Origin of the sequence: Longimicrobium sp., assembly GCF_035474595.1 — a bacterium.
Classification (GTDB): Bacteria; Gemmatimonadota; Gemmatimonadetes; order Longimicrobiales; family Longimicrobiaceae; genus Longimicrobium.
Map to the genome: position 1 here is coordinate 1 of NZ_DATIND010000039.1, position 17,877 is coordinate 17,877.

The 17,877-nt window shown below is 70.2% G+C and carries 15 protein-coding genes and 1 pseudogene; 3 read left to right on the top strand and 13 right to left on the bottom strand.

The window, feature by feature from the left end:
• Together VLK66_RS06585 and VLK66_RS06590 are read right to left on the bottom strand one after the other, a co-directional pair.
• On the bottom strand, positions 1 to 929 hold a 929-nt coding region (locus VLK66_RS06585), incomplete at its 3' end, for a glycoside hydrolase family 15 protein (RefSeq protein ID WP_325308591.1).
• A 362-nt stretch (positions 930 to 1,291) separates the two neighbouring features.
• A complete protein-coding gene (locus VLK66_RS06590; protein ID WP_325308592.1) occupies positions 1,292 to 1,477 on the bottom strand; it encodes a hypothetical protein in 186 nt (61 codons plus the stop codon).
• A 442-nt stretch (positions 1,478 to 1,919) separates the two neighbouring features.
• Between VLK66_RS06590 and VLK66_RS06595 the strand changes: the two genes are divergently transcribed.
• Positions 1,920 to 4,757 (top strand): TonB-dependent receptor, encoded by a 2,838-nt coding sequence (locus tag VLK66_RS06595; RefSeq protein WP_325308593.1) that lies wholly within the window; start codon positions 1,920 to 1,922, stop codon positions 4,755 to 4,757.
• 229 nt (positions 4,758 to 4,986) lie between these two features.
• A complete protein-coding gene (locus VLK66_RS06600; RefSeq protein WP_325308594.1) occupies positions 4,987 to 5,559 on the top strand; it encodes an NYN domain-containing protein in 573 nt (190 codons plus the stop codon).
• 228 nt (positions 5,560 to 5,787) lie between these two features.
• Here VLK66_RS06600 and VLK66_RS06605 read toward each other — a convergent pair whose 3' ends face one another.
• The 8 genes and pseudogenes from VLK66_RS06605 to VLK66_RS06630 all read right to left on the bottom strand — a co-directional run bounded on the left by VLK66_RS06605 (position 5,788) and on the right by VLK66_RS06630 (position 13,985).
• Positions 5,788 to 7,089: a tetratricopeptide repeat protein gene (locus VLK66_RS06605; RefSeq protein WP_325308595.1), complete on the bottom strand. Its 1,302-nt coding sequence runs from the start codon at positions 7,087 to 7,089 to the stop codon at positions 5,788 to 5,790.
• Between the two features lie 43 nt (positions 7,090 to 7,132).
• Positions 7,133 to 7,705 (bottom strand): hypothetical protein, encoded by a 573-nt coding sequence (locus VLK66_RS06610; RefSeq protein ID WP_325308596.1) that lies wholly within the window; start codon positions 7,703 to 7,705, stop codon positions 7,133 to 7,135.
• A 289-nt stretch (positions 7,706 to 7,994) separates the two neighbouring features.
• Entirely contained in the window at positions 7,995 to 8,144 is a 150-nt protein-coding gene (locus tag VLK66_RS28595; protein ID WP_349260488.1) for a GxxExxY protein, read from the bottom strand.
• 103 nt (positions 8,145 to 8,247) lie between these two features.
• Positions 8,248 to 8,313 (bottom strand): annotated as a pseudogene (locus tag VLK66_RS28600) (hypothetical protein); the annotation flags it as partial.
• Between the two features lie 159 nt (positions 8,314 to 8,472).
• Entirely contained in the window at positions 8,473 to 9,828 is a 1,356-nt protein-coding gene (locus tag VLK66_RS06615) for a sigma-54 dependent transcriptional regulator (protein WP_325308597.1), read from the bottom strand.
• A gap of 173 nt (positions 9,829 to 10,001) precedes the next feature.
• Positions 10,002 to 10,442, bottom strand: a complete 441-nt coding sequence (gene tnpA / locus VLK66_RS06620; RefSeq protein WP_325308598.1) for an IS200/IS605 family transposase — start codon at positions 10,440 to 10,442, stop codon at positions 10,002 to 10,004.
• Between the two features lie 461 nt (positions 10,443 to 10,903).
• Positions 10,904 to 12,361, bottom strand: a complete 1,458-nt coding sequence (locus tag VLK66_RS06625) for a S8 family serine peptidase (protein ID WP_325308599.1) — start codon at positions 12,359 to 12,361, stop codon at positions 10,904 to 10,906.
• 181 nt (positions 12,362 to 12,542) lie between these two features.
• Positions 12,543 to 13,985: a S8 family serine peptidase gene (locus tag VLK66_RS06630; protein ID WP_325308600.1), complete on the bottom strand. Its 1,443-nt coding sequence runs from the start codon at positions 13,983 to 13,985 to the stop codon at positions 12,543 to 12,545.
• Between the two features lie 445 nt (positions 13,986 to 14,430).
• Between VLK66_RS06630 and VLK66_RS06635 the strand changes: the two genes are divergently transcribed.
• A complete protein-coding gene (locus VLK66_RS06635; protein WP_325308601.1) occupies positions 14,431 to 15,849 on the top strand; it encodes an HD domain-containing phosphohydrolase in 1,419 nt (472 codons plus the stop codon).
• Positions 15,850 to 15,946: 97 nt separating this feature from the next.
• Here VLK66_RS06635 and VLK66_RS06640 read toward each other — a convergent pair whose 3' ends face one another.
• From VLK66_RS06640 to VLK66_RS06650, 3 genes are all read right to left on the bottom strand, one after another.
• A complete protein-coding gene (locus VLK66_RS06640; RefSeq protein ID WP_325308602.1) occupies positions 15,947 to 16,165 on the bottom strand; it encodes a hypothetical protein in 219 nt (72 codons plus the stop codon).
• On the bottom strand, positions 16,162 to 16,386 hold the full coding sequence (locus VLK66_RS06645; protein WP_325308603.1) for a transposase: 225 nt from the start codon (positions 16,384 to 16,386) through the stop codon (positions 16,162 to 16,164). Before VLK66_RS06645 ends, VLK66_RS06640 begins: the two co-directional genes overlap by 4 nt.
• A gap of 222 nt (positions 16,387 to 16,608) precedes the next feature.
• A complete protein-coding gene (locus tag VLK66_RS06650; protein ID WP_325308604.1) occupies positions 16,609 to 17,856 on the bottom strand; it encodes a GGDEF domain-containing protein in 1,248 nt (415 codons plus the stop codon).
• Between the last annotated feature and the right edge of the window lie 21 nt (positions 17,857 to 17,877).

Genomic DNA, 17,877 nt, shown 5'->3' on the forward strand with positions numbered 1-17,877 from the left:
GGAATGCCGTCGCCTTCCTCGGCGCAGCGCTCGGCGATCCACTGCATGAACGGCGCGGTCTCGTCCGTCAGTCCCAGGCGAATCAGCGCGTACAGGGTGAACGCGGCGTCGCGCACCCAGGTGTAGCGATAGTCCCAGTTGCGCGCCCCGCCCAGCGCCTCCGGCAGCCCAAAGGTGGGCGCGGCCACCAGCGAGCCGTGCGGATGGCTGAACAGCATCTTCAGCACGAGCGCCGAGCGGTGCACCTCGTCGCGCCAGCGGCCGCGGTAGGTGGATTTCCCGATCCACCGCCGCCAGAAGTTGGTGGTGCGCTTGAAGGCCTCGGCCACGTAGTGCGGGGCCGAGGCGGGCGAGCGGGCGGAGACGTCGCCGACCTCGAAGACGAAGGTGGCCGCCTCGCTGTGGCGCAGGGTGAACTCGGCCACCGCGTCGCCCTCGTGGAAGCGCACGGGGATGGTGGTCCACAGCCGCGCGGCGACGGTCCCGTCCCGCGGCGTGAAGAGGACGCAGCCGTCCTCGCCCCTCGCGCGGTGCGTCTCGGGGCCGTAGCCGAAGCGCGGGGCGCAGCGCACGCAGAAGCGCAGGTCGCCGCGCACCGCCTTCACCCGGCGCACCACGGCACGCACGTGGTCGCTCTCGCCCACGGGCATGAAGTCCGAGATCTCGGCCACGCCGTCGGGCGAAAGGAAGCGGGTGAGGAGGACGTTGGTGTCGGGGAGGTACAGCTGCTTCAGCCGCGCGCCGTTCAGCACCGGCGACAGCTCGAAGCGCCCGCCGCGGCCGCGGTCCAGCAGCGAGCCGAACACCGGCGGCGAGTCGAAGCGCGGCGCGCACATGAAGTCGATCGTGCCGTCCCGGCAGACCAGCGCCACGGTGTGCAGGTCGCCGATGATGCCGTGGTCCTCGATCGGGGGGTAGTCGCGCTCCATTCGCCTCGCGCCGGGCTCGGGGTCATGCCGCGTTTCGCCCGCGGACAGGGCAAGACCCGTGCGCCGTCTGCCGCGAAGGCTGGAGGCGGAGGACGGAACTGTGCCGAAGTGATGAACGGATGAAGACCAAGGGCGCTTGGGCGTGTTTGGCGCCGAGGCGCCAAACCGGGCTGCGCGCGCGGTAGGGCACGATACTACTGTGCCCAACCGCGCCGGGCCCCCGCCGCGCAACGCATCTTCCCGATTCCCAGGCATCTGCGCGGGCGCGGCGGGTTCCCGGCCCTTCGGGCGCGCATCCCTCACGCGGTTCGTGGCAGGACCGAACGATCGTCCCCCGCATCGCGGCCGCGGGGGCGCAAGGTCTACACCGCCTGCACCTCCGCCAGGCGGTGTCGGTGCTTCTTCTTGCCGCCCTGCTTCCGCGCGGCATCCACCGCGGCGCCGACGAGCGCGGACGCGAGCGCCGTCACGATCTCCGAGCCGTGCTTGCGCACCAGCTTCCGCACGCGCTTCCTCAGCGACTTCTTCGCCTTCTTCCTGTGGCCCATGCTCGTCCTCCGTCCGGGGTTCGAGAGCGGGGTGCCCCGCACGCGGCGTACCCGCAACGGCGCTGCATCGTCACAATTCCGTCACGAATCTCCATCCCTCCTTCAATCTCCCCGTTCCCGATCGAGATTGGCCGCGGAGCCATCCCCACGGAGCGATTGGGCCCTCGCGGGGACAATCTCCCGGAAATCCCGCCCGCGTATGGGCCCCGATGCGCCGGAATGCTTGATCTTGCAGCGGATTCGGCGTATCGTGCGCTCCATTCACCGCCCGCCCCTGACGCACCTTCCGCCCGGTCCACCGCCCCAGCGACCCGCGCCTCCGCGCGGACGGACGGGCGTTCCCGCAAACGCATCGCCCGCGGCCGCCGCCCGTCTCCCGGCGGCGTGCCGCCGTTCCTCGCCGGCGCCGCCGGCCCGCCCCTCCCCATCCAACGAGGACCGCATGCCCCGCAGACCCGTACGCAGCCTCGCGCTCGTCGTGGCCTTCCTCGCCCTCACCGCCGTTCCGGCGCTGGCCCAGCAGGACGGCAGCGTGGGCGGCAGCGTGAAGGACCCCACCACCGGCCGCGCCGTGGCCGGCGCCCACGTGGACGCCGTATCGAGCGACGGGCGCGTGGTGGGCAGCACGACCACCGACGCGCAGGGGAACTACCGGCTGGCCGGGCTGCGCCCCGGCTCGTACACCATGGTCATCAAGAACGAGGGCGGCTCGGAAAGCAGGCTTGGCGCGGTGGTCGCCGCCGGGCAGGCGTCCACGGTGAACGTGGAGATCTCGGCGGGCGCCGTCGCCCTGAACCCGCTGGTCGTCTCGGCCTCCAAGCGCCCCGAGAAGGCGCTCGAGGCGCCGGCCCGCGTGGAGGTGGTCTCCGAGCGCGAGATCGAGGCGCGCCCGGCCATCACCACCGTCGACCACCTGCGCTCCGTCCCCGGCGTAGACATCGCGCAGACCGGCGCGGGGTCGGCCAACGTGGTGGCGCGCGGCTTCAACAACATCTTCTCCGGCGCCCTGCACGCGCTCACCGACTACCGCCTCACCGGCGTGCCCAGCCTGCGCGTGAACTTCCTCCAGTTCGTTCCCGCCAACAACGAGGACATCCAGCGGATGGAGGTGGTGCTGGGCCCCGGCGCGGCGCTGTACGGGCCGAACACGGCCGACGGCATCCTGCACATCATCACCAAGAGCCCGCTGGACGAGCAGGGAACCACCCTGGCCGTGGGCGGCGGAAGCCGCAGCACCCTGCAGGGCGAGTTCCGCACGGCGCAGCTGCTGGCGCCCAACTTCGGCGTGAAGCTCAGCGGCCAGTACGTGCGCGCCGACGAGTGGCGCTACACCGACCCGGCCGAGGTGCTGGAGCGCAACAAGTTCGCCTCGAACCTGGCCTTCTACCGCGCCGACCTGATGCGCGCCTCGGGCATCACCCAGGCCGAGGCCGACGTGCGCATCGCCCGCATCGGGCAGCGCGACTTCGGCATCGAGCGCTGGAGCGGCGACGCGCGCGCCGACTGGCGCGTGAGCGACGACTTCACCGCCGTGCTGAGCGCCGGCGTGAGCACCGAGGTGAACGGGATCGAGCTGACCGGGCTGGGCGCGGGGCAGGCCCGCAACTGGCGCTACACCTACGGCCAGCTGCGCGGCAACTGGCGGCGGCTGTTCGGGCAGGTGTACGTGAACCACAGCGACGCCGGCGAAACCTTCCTGCTGCGCAACGGCGCGCCCATCGTGGACCGCTCGAGCGTGGTGGTGGGGCAGCTGCAGCACGGGTTCGACCTGGGCACCCGCCAGCGCTTCACCTACGGCGGCGACTACACCTGGACCAACCCGGTGACCGAGGGAACCATCAACGGGCAGTACGAGGGGCACGACCAGACGCGCGAGTTCGGCGCCTACCTGCAGAGCGAGACGGCCATCACCCCCAAGCTGGACCTGGTGCTGGCCGGCCGCATCGACACGCACTCGGCGCTCCCGGACCCGGTGTTCAGCCCCCGCGCGGCGCTGGTGTTCAAGCCGGCCCCGGGACACGCGCTGCGCCTCAGCTACAACCGCGCGTTCAGCACGCCCAGCTCGCTGAACCAGTTCCTGGACCTGGGCTCGTCGATCCCCAACGACCAGCTGGCTGGGCTGGGGTACTCGCTGCGCATCCAGGGAACGGGCGACGTGGGCTTCTCGTTCCGCGACGCGGGCGGCAACTACCAGGTGCGCTCGCCCTTCACCCCCGCCGGGCTGGGCGGCCCCGGCCAGCTCCTCCCCGGCAACTCCACCACGCTCTTCCCGCTGGCGGTGGGCGTGCTGGCGGCCCGCGCGGCGCAGGCGGGAACGCCGCTGCCGCCGACGCTGGTGGCGTACCTGAGCGGGCTGCACCCGACGTCGGGGCAGGTGGGGCTGAACTACCTGAACGCGGTCACCGGGCAGGTGGGCGACCTGGCCTCGCTGGCGCTCCCCGACGTGAAGCCGATCCGCGAGTCGCCCTCGAACACGCTGGAGGCCGGATACAAGGGAATCCTGGGCGACCGGCTGCTGATTGCCGCCGACGCGTGGTGGTCGCGCAAGGAGAACCTGGTGACGCCGCTCACCATCCAGACGCCGCTGGTGCTGCTGAACGGGCCGCAGCTGGGCGCGTACCTGGTCCCGCGCTTCATGGCGGACCTGGGGATGAGCCAGGCGCAGGCCACGGCGCTGGCCGCGCAGCTGATCGGCAACGCCACCTCGCCCGGGCTGGCCACGATCCCCGTGGGCGTGATCTCGGCGCCCAGCGTGCACGCCAACAGCGCGCAGCTGCTGGTGACGTACGTGAACGTCGACGAGAACATCGACCTGTGGGGAAGCGACCTGTCGGCGCGCTTCATCGTGAACCCCGAGTGGTCGGTGAGCGCCAGCGGCTCGTACGTGAGCGACGACCGCTGGCAGACGCGCAACGCCGGGCTGGTGACGCTGAACGCGCCCACGAAGAAGGCGACGCTGGCGCTGACCTACGACGCCGCCGAGGGGAACGGCTTCTCGGGCGAGGCGCGGATGCGCTACACCGCGGGCTTCCCGGTGAACTCGGGGGTGTACATCGGCACGCGCTGCCTGGAGGGCGCGTCGACCAGCCCGCTGGCCGAGGACTGCGTGAGCGCGTACACGCTCTTCGACATGAACGTGGGGTACCGGCTGCCGGTGCGCGGGCGCAAGACCACGCTGCAGGTGGCCGTCACCAACCTGTTCAACGAGGGCTACCGGCCGTTCCCGGGCACGCCCAACATCGGCCGCACCATCCTGGCCCGCGTGAAGTACGACTTCTGACTGCGAGCGGTGGGGCGATGAACAGAAGGCCGGACGCTCTGTCCGGCTTTCTGTTCAGGTCCTGCCGAGCTTCTGTTTACCTTCCTCTTGACTGCAGCGCCTCCGGGCGCTAGACTTGTCGTCGCTCCCCACCTGCGGGTGGTGTGAGTACATAACTCCGGGGGGTTGGGCCTTATTGGCACAACCCCTCGTTATTTTATCCAACTACAACTCTCTTGGAGCCGTAGCATTGGATACCACGCCTTTCCCGAGGCCCTTCAAGCCATCCGTAGAGATCTTCGTAGACGGGCCAAACTTCAACCTGGCGCAACGGTACGAAGGCATTCCGTTCCGTATCGACCTGAACCTGCTCGCTACGCGGCTCAGCCGAGGTTATCACTTCGTCAAGCTGCGGTACTACACGTCGCCGCTCCCCGATCAGCACAGCCACAGCTACCGCGCGCAGCAGCGGTTCTTCGCGCAGGTCTCCCGCAGCAGCCGCATCGAGCTGGTGCTGGGGCGCCACGAGCCGCGCATCGACCGGGAAACCGGCCGCAGGTACCACGTCGAGAAGGAAACGGACGTGAACCTCGCCGTCGACATGGTCGTCGGCGCCTACCGCGACCGCTACGACGTGGCGATGCTGGTGGCGGGCGACAGCGACTACGTCCGCGCAGCCGAAGCGCTGAAGGATCGCGGCAAGCAGCTGGTGTGGTGCCCGCTTCCGGCACAACGAAGAGTCGACCAGCTGGCAAGGCTGGCCGACGGAACGCGGGAGCTCGATCTCAAGTTCCTGCGGACCTGCGCACTGCCGCAGCGGTAGCGCGCACGATCTCGCCGAAGCGGCTATAGGAGCGGAGGCGGAGCCTTACGCCGACGCCGGTCCAGGATCCGGCGAACGCTTCGCATGCTGATCTGCATCCCCCTGTCGAAGCCATCCTGATCGTCCGGACGTTCGGCGGAGGCGAGGGGGACTGGTTGCTCTCCATCCAACGGCAGGGCGGAGGGATCGTCGTCTTTCATCGCCAATCTTCCGAAGTCGGCCCGACGATCATGCAGCGACCGCCCGCTCCAGCGTGGCCAGGTCCGCATCGACGCGGGCGAGCTCGGGGAGGAAGCCTACGGCGTCGTAGATCTCGCGGGCGGCCTCGAGGTAGGCGCGGGCCTCGGACGGGCGGCCGCAGGCGGCGTGCAGCAGGCCGTAGCCGTGCAGCACCGCCGCCTCCTGCTTGCGCGGAAGGCCGCGCTCCTGGCAGACGCTGAGCGCCTGCTCGTAGAACACGAACCCTTCCTCGTCGGCCCTGGCCCGCGCGATCCCGCCCAGCAGCAGGTACACGTCCACACAGTCCTCGATCAGCCGGTCCACGATCGCCAGCTCCTCGGCGCGGCGCGCCTCTTCCTGCGCCTCGAACAGACGCCCCTGCCGCAGCAGCACGTCGCCCAGGTTGGTGCGCACCGTCATCTCCCAGCGCGGCTCCAGCCTGCGCGCCAGCGCCTCGCGCAGCACCGCCTCGGCGCCCGGCAGGTCGCCGTGCTCGGTGAGCAGGAGACCGCGGTTGTTCAGGTAGAAGGGCATGGCGTCGTCGGCGCCGGTGGCCTCGATGCGCTCGCGGGCGCGGGCCAGCAGCGCCTCGGCGTCGGCCAGCTCGCCGTGCTTGATGGAGATGACGGAGAGGTTGGTGTAGAACGGCCATTCCAGCGCGGGATCGCCCAGCCCGCGGGCGATGGCCAGCCCGCGCTCGTACCAGTCGCGCGCCCGCTCGCGCTCGCCGCGGTCGTCGCAGAGGTTGCCCATCCCCTGGCAGGCGATGGCCTGCGCGGCGGCGTCCATCTGGTCGACGGCCAGCGCGTGGCTCTGCTCGTACCACTCCCACGCCTCGTCCGGCCGCCCGGCGGCGCGCGCGGTGCGGCCCAATCGGCGCAGCGCCACGATCTGCGGCGTCTTCTCGCGCAGGTCGCGCGAGATCTCCAGCGCCAGGCCGTAGATCTTCTCCGCCTTCTCCAGCCGCCGGTCGGCTTCCTCGGCCTCGCCCGCGCGGATCAGCGCGGCGGCGGCGGCGGCCAGATCGCCCTCCTGCTGGTGGCGGATGGCCTCGAGGACGTGCGTGTACAGCTCCTCCAGCCGCTGGCGCGAGCGCTCGGCCAGCGCGGGGATCATCTCCGCCAGCCGCGCCGGGTCCACCACGCGCTTGCCCAGCGTGGCGTACGCGCCCGAGCGGGCCCACACCTTCTCGCGGTCCAGCCGCGACGAGCCGATGACGGCGTCGCTGAGCGGCAGGAACTCTTCCGAGTCGGGGACCAGCGCGAGCGCGCGCTCCACCAGCAGGTGCGGCGGCGACGACGGCCTGCTCACCAGATGAACGGGTCGAGGATTGGAGACGGGAAGCCGGCGGCGCTCAGCCGCCGGCCATGATGTACTTGCCCCCGTAGTACGAGAAGTGGGGCGTGGTGCCGGACAGCCGGGTGCCGTCGGTGCTGATGGAGCCGCCCAGGTTCACCCAGTGATCGCCCTCCCAGCGGGCGACGCCGATCGGGCCGCTGCCCAGCAGCACGCCGGCGAGCGGGAAGCTGAGCGTGACCGGGGTGTTGAACTGCACGCCGTGGGGGCCGAACTCGGCCACCAGGCGCTTGGCCAGCACCGCGTCCGACGGGAGGTCGATGGTGACGGTGGTGTCGCGCGGGAGCGCCCCGGCGGGGATGTCGACGCGGAAGCCGTTCAGCTCCACGAAGCCGCCCTCGCTGGCGCGGATGTACTTCTGCGCGTGGCGCGGCGGGCTCAGGTCGGGGGTGCCGATGAACTGCAGCAGTCCGCTGACGTCGATGCTCCCGCCCAGCGCGTGGGCCGGCGCGGCGGGCACGACGGGCGCGAGCGGCGCCTGCGCGCGGTCCGAGCAGCCGGCCAGCACGAATGCGGCGGCGGCCAGCGATACGAGGGTGCGGCGTATCCTCACGGCGGCTTCCTTGGGCATCTGGGTTCCGTACAGCGCACCTTACGGTGCAAGCAGATGCCATGCCGATTTCTTTACCCCGAGCTAACCTGTTTCCGTTGAATGACTTCGGATTGAAGCGGGAGATGGAGGCGCCACCGTGCGGGCGCGAGAGGCTGCACAAAAAACAGGCAAGCTCACCAAATCGGGGAATCGCACGACCAACATCGCTGGATCTCACGCGGAGACGCGGAGTCGCTTTCCTGCACCTCCGCGTCTCCGCGGCTCCGCGTGAGGCCAACGGAGTTCGGAGACGCAGAGATATCGTGAGTCAGCCTACCATCTGGTCGATCCGCAGCAGGGAGCCGGGACCAGGGACATGGGAATTCACCACCCGCTGCAGACCGTCCTTCATCGTCGCCGACCCGAAGTTGATCAGCAGGCCTACCGGGAGTCCGAGGAGACGGAGATAGGTCAGCACCCGCTTCGCATGAACCGGCGCTAATCTTTGGACGGTGAGTCCGCGTTTCTCGATCGATGTCGGCCAGAATGGCTTCGTAGACAGATTCCAGCATGCCGGGCCCGAGTTGCGTGTGGATCCGGAACGCAGCGTCGATGATGGTCCCCGTGATTTCGTCGGTTTCGCGCATTCAGAACTCCTTCGCTCAGAAACACGGCGTGAGTTCGAATTTCTCCGCGTTCTCTCCAGGATCGTTGATCTCACGCGGAGTTGCGGAGACGCGGAGTCGCCGGCCCTGCACCTCCGCGTCTCCGCGTCTCCGCGTGAGATCCAGCGATGCAGAGGACGCTCACTCCAGGCCGTACTCGCGGATCTTGCGGGTGAGGGTGTTGCGGTGGACGCCCAGGACGTCGGAGGCCTTGCCGAGGTGGCCCTGCACCAGCTTCAGCACCTCGCGGATGTGCAGGCGCTCCACGTCGGCCAGGTGGAGGCCGGGGGCGTAGCCGGCGAGCGGGGCGCCGGTGCCGTCTTCCTCGGGCGCGGGGGGGCTGAGCTGGTCGAGGGGAAGGTGCTCGGGGAGGAGGACGGTGCCGTGCGCCATGAGGACGGCTCGCTCCAGCACGTTGCGCAGCTCGCGGATGTTGCCCGGCCAGGCGTGCTCGTGCAGCCGCTCCATCACGCTGCGGGCGATGCCGCGGATCTCGCGCCCGTAGCGCGCGGCGTTCAGCGCGACGAAGTGGCGGACGAGAAGGTCCAGGTCTCCGCCGCGCTCCACCAGCCGCGGCAGCTGCAGGGTGACCACGGCCAGGCGGAAGTACAGGTCCTCGCGGAAGGTGCCGTCGGTGATGGCGGCACGCAGGTTCTTGTTGGTGGCCGCGACCACGCGCACGTCCACGGGGATGCGGTCCTCGCCGCCCACGCGCTCGATCTCGCGCTCCTGCAGCGCGCGGAGGATCTTGGCCTGCAGCGCCAGCGACATGTCGCCGATCTCGTCCAGCAGCAGCGTGCCGCCGCTGGCGCGCTCGAAGCGGCCCACCTTGCGGGCGATGGCGCCGGTGAACGCCCCCTTCTCGTGGCCGAACAGCTCGCTCTCCAGCAGGTTCTCGGGGATGGCGGCGCAGTTGAGGGCCACGAACGGCCCCGCCGCGCGCCCGCTGTTGCGGTGGATGGCGCGCGCGACCAGCTCCTTTCCCGTTCCCGACTCGCCCAGGATGAGCACCGTGGCGGGGGAGCCGGCCACGCGGCCCACCATGCGGAAGACCTCGAGCATGGCCGGGCTGGCGCCGATGGCCGCCTCGTCGTCGCCGTCGCCCACGTCGGCGGGGGTGATGGGGATGACGTCCTCGGCCTGGAACACCTCGCGCAGCGCCGCGCCCAGCTCTCGCGGGTCCGGCGGCGAGGCGAAGACGCCCAGCACGCCGAGGCGCGACGCCTCGACCATCATCTGCATGGTGGGGCGCGACGCGAGCAGGACCATCGACCCCGTGGGGACGCCGGACTCGGCGATGCGGCGGACGAGCGCGAGGTCCGCGGCGGGAAGGTCGAGCGAGAGGACGAGCGCGGCCCAGCTCCCGCCTCGGAGTTGCTCCAGCCCGTCGCCCAGGGTGGCCGCGGCGCGCACCTCGGCGCGGCCGGCGACCGCCTCGCGGACGGCTTCGGCCGCGGCGGCGGCGGGCTCGATGACCAGGACGGCGGGACGCGGCATCGGCGGCGGGCGCGGTGGGGCGCGGGTGACGGACGGCGAAACGGTGAGGCGGGAATCTGAGGGATTCTGCAAAATGGTGCAACAGCGGGGGGCGGGTGCGCGCACCCCGAATGGAATTCGGGGGCAACAACAGCACAAAGTCCCTTCGGGACTGCAGCCTTGGCATCGTGCCGCTAAGCCGGCCGTTTTGCTTCCGCTGGTTGGGCCGGGGGAGGCTCGAGGAGCGGCCAGAGGCGCTGCTCGCGGTGATGCTCTTCCTGGTTGAGGATGTACTCGGTGATGATCGGGACATGGCGCTTCGACACGCTGAAGGCGCCGTAGCCACTCTGCCAGCGGAAGGTCCGATAGAACCCGTGCGCATGGTTCATCGCGTGCGCCGATGAGCCCTTCACCTGCTTCACCAGCATCGCGGGAGCGAGCGTGGGCGGCACCCGGACAAGGAGATGCACATGATCCTCGATCCCCCCGATCGCCAGCACATCGGCCCGCAGCCGCGTGCAGTCCGCCTGGATCAGGTGATACACCTCCGACCGGAGCGGCTCCACCAGAAGCGGCGCGCGCTTCCATGTCGTCCACACGAGATGCAGATACAACTGCGTCCACGCGTCGCTCATGTTGACACCAGAAGTGAATGAACGGGTAGATACCTGGAGAGCAGTCCGCGGAGCGGACTTTGTGCAGTTGTCGGGGGTGAATTCTATTCACCTTTCCGACCAGCGCAACCGGAGCGGCTCCACCAGAATTCACATCGGAAGTGGGATGAACGGGTAGATGCTGGAGAGCAGTCCGCGCAGCGGACTTTGTGCAGTTGTTGCGGATGCATTCCATTCACCTGTCCGGGCGAGCGGGAGGGCCATTCCTCAGGAGTGAGCCAGGTCGCCGAGCGCCCGGAGGCCGGGACGGTGATGCGCGCACTGTAGCTGGATCAAAAGCAAGCCGGGGTCGGGAGCCTTTCGCTCCCGGCCCCGCCCGGCCGGCCCGCCCAGTATCTGTCGCCCCGATGAATTATGGGGTGTGCTGTTTACCAGACCGCGGCATCACCCGATCGCGGGCGAACCGGCCGCTTCGCTCGCCCTCACCGGTACGCCCGGGCGGCCTGCACCGCCGCGTAGGCGTCCGCGTAGCCGGTGCCCTGCTCCCAGAGAGCGTAGCCGGGCTGCGGGCGGGCGGTGTTCTCCAGGATCGTTTCCACCTGGTCGGGCGTGAGCCTGCCGCCCGCGGCCTCCTGCATCAGCGCCACCACGCCGGCGATGTGCGGCGCGGCCATCGACGTGCCCGACATGCAGGTGAAGTCGTCGAGGTTCTGGAAGCCGATGTTGCAGGCGTTCAGGTCGCTGGTGATGCCCAGCGGCGCCACCACGCCGGTCGACGAGCGCGCCGACACGATGCGCACGCCCGGCGCGGTCACGTCGGGGTGCAGCAGCGGGTCGCCCGCCACGCCGCGCGACGAGAAGCCCGCCAGCACCGGCGCGCGGCCCGTGGCGTCCACACACTGCGACGCGGAGTTGGTGGGGTCGAGCACGAACAGCTTGCACCCGGCGGCCACGCTGATCACCCACGGCGCCACGCTCAGGTAGTTCATGGTGTTGGCCGCCGGCCCGTCGTTCCCCGCGGCGAAGACCACGGTGATGCCGGCGTCGTGCACCGACTTCATGGCCTCGATCACCGGGTCGGTGGGATCGAAGTCGCCGGTGCCGCCCCAGGAGTTGTTCACCACCTTGATGTTGTACTTCACGCGGTGGTCGATCATCCAGTCCACCGCCTGCAGCACCGAGGCGTACACGATCTCCAGCGTCTCGCCCGCGCTCAGGCCGATGAGGCTGGCGCCCGGGGCCACGCCGCGGTACGCGCCGAAGCTGGTGCCGCCGTTCCCCGCCGCGATGCCGGCCACGTGCGTGCCGTGCCCGCCGGTGTTGTCGGTGTTGGGAAGGTTCTCCACCGCCAGCTCGCCGCCGGGGCGCGGAAGGCTGGTCGTATCGTCCGTCAGGTAGGCGAAGTTCAGCGTGAACTTCACGTTGGCGACGGTCTTCGTCGGATACGCGACGTCGGAGTTCAGCCCGTTGATGCCGCTGTCGAGGATGGCGATGCCCACGCCCTTCCCCGTGATGCCGCCGTTCCACGCCATGTCGGCGCGAAGCGACTGCGTGCTCTCGCGCAGGAGGGTGGGAACGGCGCGGTTGGCGTAGATGCTCTGCACGCCGCCGAGCCCCGCCATCGCCTGGATCTGCGCGGGGGTGCCGAGGGTAACGAGCATCGACAGGTTGCGGAAGGTCATCACCCCGGCGCCGAGGCGCATCACCTGGTTGGCGATGGCGAGCTTCGAGGTCTTGGCCGGATCGAAGTTCACGATGGCGACCAGCTGCTGCGCGGGCGCCGCCACGGCCAGCGCGCTCGCCAGCTTCGCGTCGATCTTCGGCCCGCTGGCGACCGTCGCCAGCCGGGCGGGTCCGGCCGGGGCGACCGCCGTGGGCTGCGCATCGTTGCATGCCGCCAGCGCCAGCGCGGCCAGGGAAAGAAGGAGAGTCCGCTGCATCGTTCCGCGTCGTCCGTCATCAGGTTGCGGCCGCCACCGGGTGCGGCGGCCGAGGTTCGTTCATCTTCGCGTCTCCAGACTCCGCCAGGTCTCACGCGGAGGCGCGGAGCCGCGGAGGCGTGTCCCCGGCACCTCCGCGTCTCCGCGTGAGATCCAGGGGTGCCGGGGAGACGCGGAAGCGCTACCGCCGCACTGACATCACCGCCGAGTAGGCGTCCAGGTAGCCGGCGCCCGCCTCCCACTCGCCGTAGTACGGCATCGTGCGGGCGCTCTTCGTGATCGCGCGGTAGACCTGGTCGGGAGTGAGCCTGCCGCGCGCGGCCTCCTGCATCAGCGCGATGGTGCCGACCACGTGCGGCGTGGCCATCGACGTCCCGCTCATGCACGTGTAGTACGGCACGAACGTGGTGGGGATGGCGCAGTCCAGCGCGTCGCTGGGCGCGTTCAGCGCGTTCATGGGCGTGCCCGTGCTGGCGCGGGCCGACACGATGTTGGCGCCCGGCGCGGTGATGTCCGGATGGTACAGCGGATCGTTGCGGATGCCGCGCGACGAGAAGTCGGCCAGCATCGAGGTCCCGCCCGCGCAGAGCGAGGCGGAGTTGGTGGGGTCGGGGGAGACCGTCTTGCACCCTGCGGCCACGCTGATCACCCACGGAGCAACGCTGTACGGATTCAGCGTGTTCTCCCCCGGCCCGTCGTTCCCCGCGGCGAACACCACCGCGATACCCGCCTTGTAGACCGCCTTCGTGGCCACGTTGGTGGGGTCGTTCGGATCGAACGTTCCGCTCGAGCCCCACGAGTTGTTGACCACCTTGATGTTGTACTTCGCGGCGTTGTCGATCAGCCAGTCGAAGCCGGCCAGCGCCCAGAACACCACGATCGTCTCGCCGGTGCTGATGCCCACCAGGTTCGCGCCCGGCGCCACGCCCGTGTACTTGCCGGCCGACGACGCGCCCGAGCCGCCCACGATTCCCGCCACGTGCGTCCCGTGCCCGCCGGTGAGGTCGGTGTTGGGGACGTTCTCCACGAACAGGTTCGCCCCGACGGCGGGAAGCGTCTCGTCCTGCGTCACCAGGTCCTTCATGCTTCCCAGCACCTTCACGTTCTGCACGACGTGCTCGGGATAGTGCACGTCGGGGTTGAACAGCCCGTCGATGCCGCTGTCGAGAATGGCCACGCCGATCCCCTTCCCCGTGTAGCCGGCCACGCGCGCCAGGTTGGCGCGGATGCTGGGGACGCTCTCGGCCAGGAACCACTTCAGCTGCTTGTTCGAGTAGAGCGAGACCACGCCCGGCACCGCGGAGATGCGAGTGATCTGCGCGGGGTTGGCCACGGCCGCCACGATCGGGAGGTGCTTGAAGCGGATGATCCCCGCGCCGGTGGCCCGTACGGCGCTGGCGACGGCGTCGCCGCTCGCGAGGCTGTCGTACGTCACCAGCACCTCGAGCTGGTCCAGCGGCCCGGCCAGCGCGAGCGCCGAGGTGAGCACCGGGTCCACGTCCACGCCCGGGGCGAGGGTGACGCGGTGCAGGGTGTTGGGGGCGCGGTCCGGCCCCAGCGGCTGTGGGTCGTTGCACCCCGCGGCCAGTGCGGCAACCGCCGCGAGCGCGAGCCAGCGTTTCATCGTGCGTCCTCCAGCGTGACCGAGTGTGAACCCGTGAGCGTTGCGTTCCGTGCCCCGAGGAAAGGCAATCGCGGGTCCACGTGCCATCTCCCCTGCACCGCTTTGGTGAAACTGCGGAATTCGGAAGATGGGGATGAGAGGAGATGAAGATGAACGGATGGGGGTGGATCCGCATCGCAAGTCGATGCGATAAAAGTTTTTGGATCAGATCGAGGAAGACGGATGACGGATCGTCGCGGCGCGGGCGGGGAGTGGGGAGGATGCCGAAAAACGGGATCGCTCGGCGCGACATCGTGTGCGATGTGCAGCATCGCCGATCAGGCTAATTTCACATTAATGGTGCAGAACGGATTCGCATTTCGGTGAATCCAGTCGGGGCACGGCGCGTGCTCTGTCATCGTTGAAACGGTTTCTCGATCTCCTTCGCGGACGGGCACGGGCAAAGATGGCGACCCACGTCGAAGCACAGCTGGCCGCCGGCACTCCGCCGGAGGACCCGGTCCTTTCCCTGCTCGACGCCGCGGCCGAGGCGTACCGGATGCACGACGGCGCGCTGCGCGGCGAGCTGGCGATGGCGCAGGCCGACGCGCGCTCGTCATCGGCGGAGGCGGAGCGCTGGCGCGCCGAGGCGCAGTCGGCCGAGGCGGACGCGGAGTCGCTGCGCGGCGAGGTGCGCGCGGTCCGGAGCGAGCTGGAGGGCGCTCACCTGGCATTCCAGCGGCAGCGCGAGCGCGCCGAGACGCTCAGGCACGCGCTGGTGAGCGTGCACCGCGCGCTGTTCGGGGGGAACGTCTACGAGATGATCCTGCGCGCGTGCATGCAGATCACCGGCGCCACGCGCGGCCTGTACATCTCCTCGCGCGCGGGCGGGCGGATGCGCGTGCGAGCGGCGCACGACGTGGACGGATATCCCGACGCCGACCCGTCGCCCTTCATCTGCGCGCTCAGCCGCCGCGTGATTGACCGCAACGAGCCGGTGGTGTGCAACGACGGCACCGACAACGGCGTCGCCGACATCCCCGCCCCCACCTCCGACGGCGAGCGCTTCCGCAATCTCGTCGTCAGCCCGGTGGTGGTCATGCAGGACCTGGACGGCGTGGTGATCGTGGGCGACAAGCAGGGCGGCGGCTTCGACCCCAACGACGTGGAGACGCTGCTTTCGGTGGGCCACCACGCCGGCGTGGCGGTGGAGAACCGGCGGCTGGAGCAGGCGCTGCAGATGGCGTACGTGTCCACCGTGAGCATCCTGGCCGACGCGGTGGAGGCCAAGGACCCGTACACGCACGGCCACTGCGAGATGGCGTCGCGGTACGCGCGGCTGGTGGCGGGGCGGATGGGGCTGACGCCGCAGGAGCAGGCGGTGGTGTGCTACTCGGCGCTGCTGCACGACGTGGGAAAGATCGGCGTGAGCGACGGGGTGCTGAACAAGCCCGGGCCGCTGCTGCCGGAGGAGATGGAGCTGATGCGCGCGCACGTGCGGGTGGGGCACGACCTGCTGCGCAACGTGCCCGTGCTGCAGCCGGTGGCCGACGTGGTGCTGCACCACCACGAGCGCTACGACGGCGACGGCTATCCCGACGGCCTGCGCGGCGACGAGATCCCGCTTCCCGCGCGGATCGTGGCGGTGGTGGACGCCTACTGCGCCATGATCACGCGGCGCAGCTACAAGGAGGCCTACACCGAGGACCACGCACGCGACGAGATCCGCCGCTGCGCCGGCAGCCAGTTCGACCCGGGCGTGGTCGACGCCTTCCTGCAGGTGCTGGAGACCCCCGAGGCCGACGATCCGGACGAGGACGCCTGGGCCGAGTGCCTGGTCCTTCCCGGGCTGGCGGACCGGCAGCTGCTGCGCAAGGCGTCGTAGGGGACAGGGGGCGACTCAAATCTCCCACCCCCCGAATGAATTCGGGGGCAACAACGGCACAAAGTCCCTTCGGGACTGCGGCCTCGGCATCGTGCTGTCAGCCCGACAGTTTTGCTGCCGCTGATTCGGCCGGGGGAGGCTCGAGGAGGGGCCAGAGGCGCTGCTCGCGGTGATGCTCCTCCTGGCGGAGGATGTAGTCGCCGATGACCGGCACGTGGCGCCTGGACACGCTGAAGGCGCCGTAGCCGCTTTGCCACCTGAAGGTCCGGTAGAAGCCGTGCGCATGGTTCACCGCGTGCCCCGATGAGCCCTTCACTGCTTCACCAGCATCGCGGGGGCGAGCGTGGGCGGCACCCGGACAGGGAGATGCACATGATCCTCGATCCCCCCGATCGCCAGCACATCGGCCCGCAGCCGCGTGCAGTCCGCCTGGATCAGGTGATACACCTCCGACCGGAGCGGCTCCACCAGAAGCGGCGCCCGCTTCCATGTCGTCCACACGAGATGTAGATACAGCTGCGTCCACGCGTCGCTCATGGTCACACCGGAAGTGGGATGAACGGGTAGATGCTGGAGAGCAGTCCGCGAAGCGGACTTTGTGCATTTGTAGCAGGTGAATTCTATTCACCTGTTCGGCCCCGGCAAGCGGGATGGAGATGAAAAGAAGCGGAGCAGCAGAAGATTCGTCTTCCGCTGCTCCGCTTCTTGCCGATCATCACCGATGGGGCCGGATGCGGGCAAGCATCCCTGTCCTGTCCTCTACCGGCAGCCGCGGGCGCGCTTCACCTCGTACAGCGCGCGGTCGGCGTCGCGGACGAGCTCGTCGGGCGAGGCGATCTCGGGGCGGTACTCGGCCACGCCGGCGCTGACCCCCACCGACCCGTTCAGCCGCATGCGCACCCGCTCGGCCAGCGAGTGCGCGGCCGCTGCGTTCCCGCCGGGAAGGATGGCCAGGAACTCGTCGCCGCCGTAGCGCACCACCACGTCGCTTCCGCGCGCCTCGGAGCGCAGGACGTCGGCCACCTGGCAGAGCACGCGGTCGCCGGCCTGGTGCCCCTGCGCGTCGTTCACCGCCTTGAAGCCGTCCAGGTCCAGCACCATCACCGCCAGCGGTTCGCCGCGCCGGGCCGAGGCCCACGCGTGCTCCATCACCACGTCCATGTGGCGGCGGTTGGCCAGGCCCGTGAGCGAGTCGGTGAGGGAAAGGCTGCGCACGCTCTCGATCAGCCGGATGCGGCGGAGCGCCATCTCGGCCTGCAGCGCCAGCGCACGCATCACGTCCCAGTCCTCGGGCTCGAAGACGCGGTCCTCGCGGCGCTCGGTCAGCACCAGCACGCCCTCGTCGGCCACGGGAACGTGGGCCACCTGCGACGTGGCGGGGTCGCCGAAGAGCGGCGCGGCCACCGCGCAGGGGCCGCCGGCGCGCGCGTCCAGCGCCTGCATCAGCCCCGGCTCGGCGAAGCGCGGGTCCCACAGGAGGCAGGCGCGGTACTCCGTCGGCGCGGCGCCGGGGCGGGCGGGGGCGCGCAGCATCCCGCGCGCGGGCTCGCGGACGAACGCCAGCGAGGTGTGCGCGCCCACGATGCGCAGCGCGTGCTCGGCCAGCGCGCGGAACACCTCGTCCTCGGCCGCGGCGGCGTTCAGCTCCTCGAAGTAGGCGATGAGCTGGTCCGGAAGGCGCTGGCGCTTCAGCTGCCGCATCCGCTCCTGCCGCAGCGCGGCGATGCGCGCGCGCGCCTGGGCCAGCAGGTCGCCCTCGCCCTCGCAGGGAAGGCGCCAGGTGCCGGACGCGGCCAGCAGCACCCCCTCTTCGGGGCCCGATTCCAGGAGCAGCACCAGGTCCTGCACGTCGGCAGGCACTTCGATCATCTGCTCGACCGCGGCGCGCACGGCCTGCCGCGGCCCGCGCTCGTCGTGCGCGGGCGCGCGCGTGCCATCCGCGATCCACCGCGTGGGCGTGGCCATGAGCACGCCCAGCGTCCGGTCGTCTCCGCGCCGCAATCGCATCAAGGTCCTCCCAAAAGAAAA

Excerpts from the sequence above, each read along its gene's own strand:
- VLK66_RS06590 (WP_325308592.1), bottom strand. The coding sequence starts at position 1,477 with ATGGGCCACAGGAAGAAGGCGAAGAAGTCGCTGAGGAAGCGCGTGCGG.
- VLK66_RS06595 (WP_325308593.1), top strand. The coding sequence starts at position 1,920 with ATGCCCCGCAGACCCGTACGCAGCCTCGCGCTCGTCGTGGCCTTCCTC.
- VLK66_RS06610 (WP_325308596.1), bottom strand. The coding sequence starts at position 7,705 with ATGCCCAAGGAAGCCGCCGTGAGGATACGCCGCACCCTCGTATCGCTG.
- VLK66_RS06615 (WP_325308597.1), bottom strand. The coding sequence starts at position 9,828 with ATGCCGCGTCCCGCCGTCCTGGTCATCGAGCCCGCCGCCGCCGCGGCC.
- tnpA (WP_325308598.1), bottom strand. The coding sequence starts at position 10,442 with ATGAGCGACGCGTGGACGCAGTTGTATCTGCATCTCGTGTGGACGACA.
- VLK66_RS06625 (WP_325308599.1), bottom strand. The coding sequence starts at position 12,361 with ATGCAGCGGACTCTCCTTCTTTCCCTGGCCGCGCTGGCGCTGGCGGCA.
- VLK66_RS06630 (WP_325308600.1), bottom strand. The coding sequence starts at position 13,985 with ATGAAACGCTGGCTCGCGCTCGCGGCGGTTGCCGCACTGGCCGCGGGG.
- VLK66_RS06635 (WP_325308601.1), top strand. The coding sequence starts at position 14,431 with ATGGCGACCCACGTCGAAGCACAGCTGGCCGCCGGCACTCCGCCGGAG.
- VLK66_RS06645 (WP_325308603.1), bottom strand. The coding sequence starts at position 16,386 with ATGAGCGACGCGTGGACGCAGCTGTATCTACATCTCGTGTGGACGACA.
- VLK66_RS06650 (WP_325308604.1), bottom strand. The coding sequence starts at position 17,856 with ATGCGATTGCGGCGCGGAGACGACCGGACGCTGGGCGTGCTCATGGCC.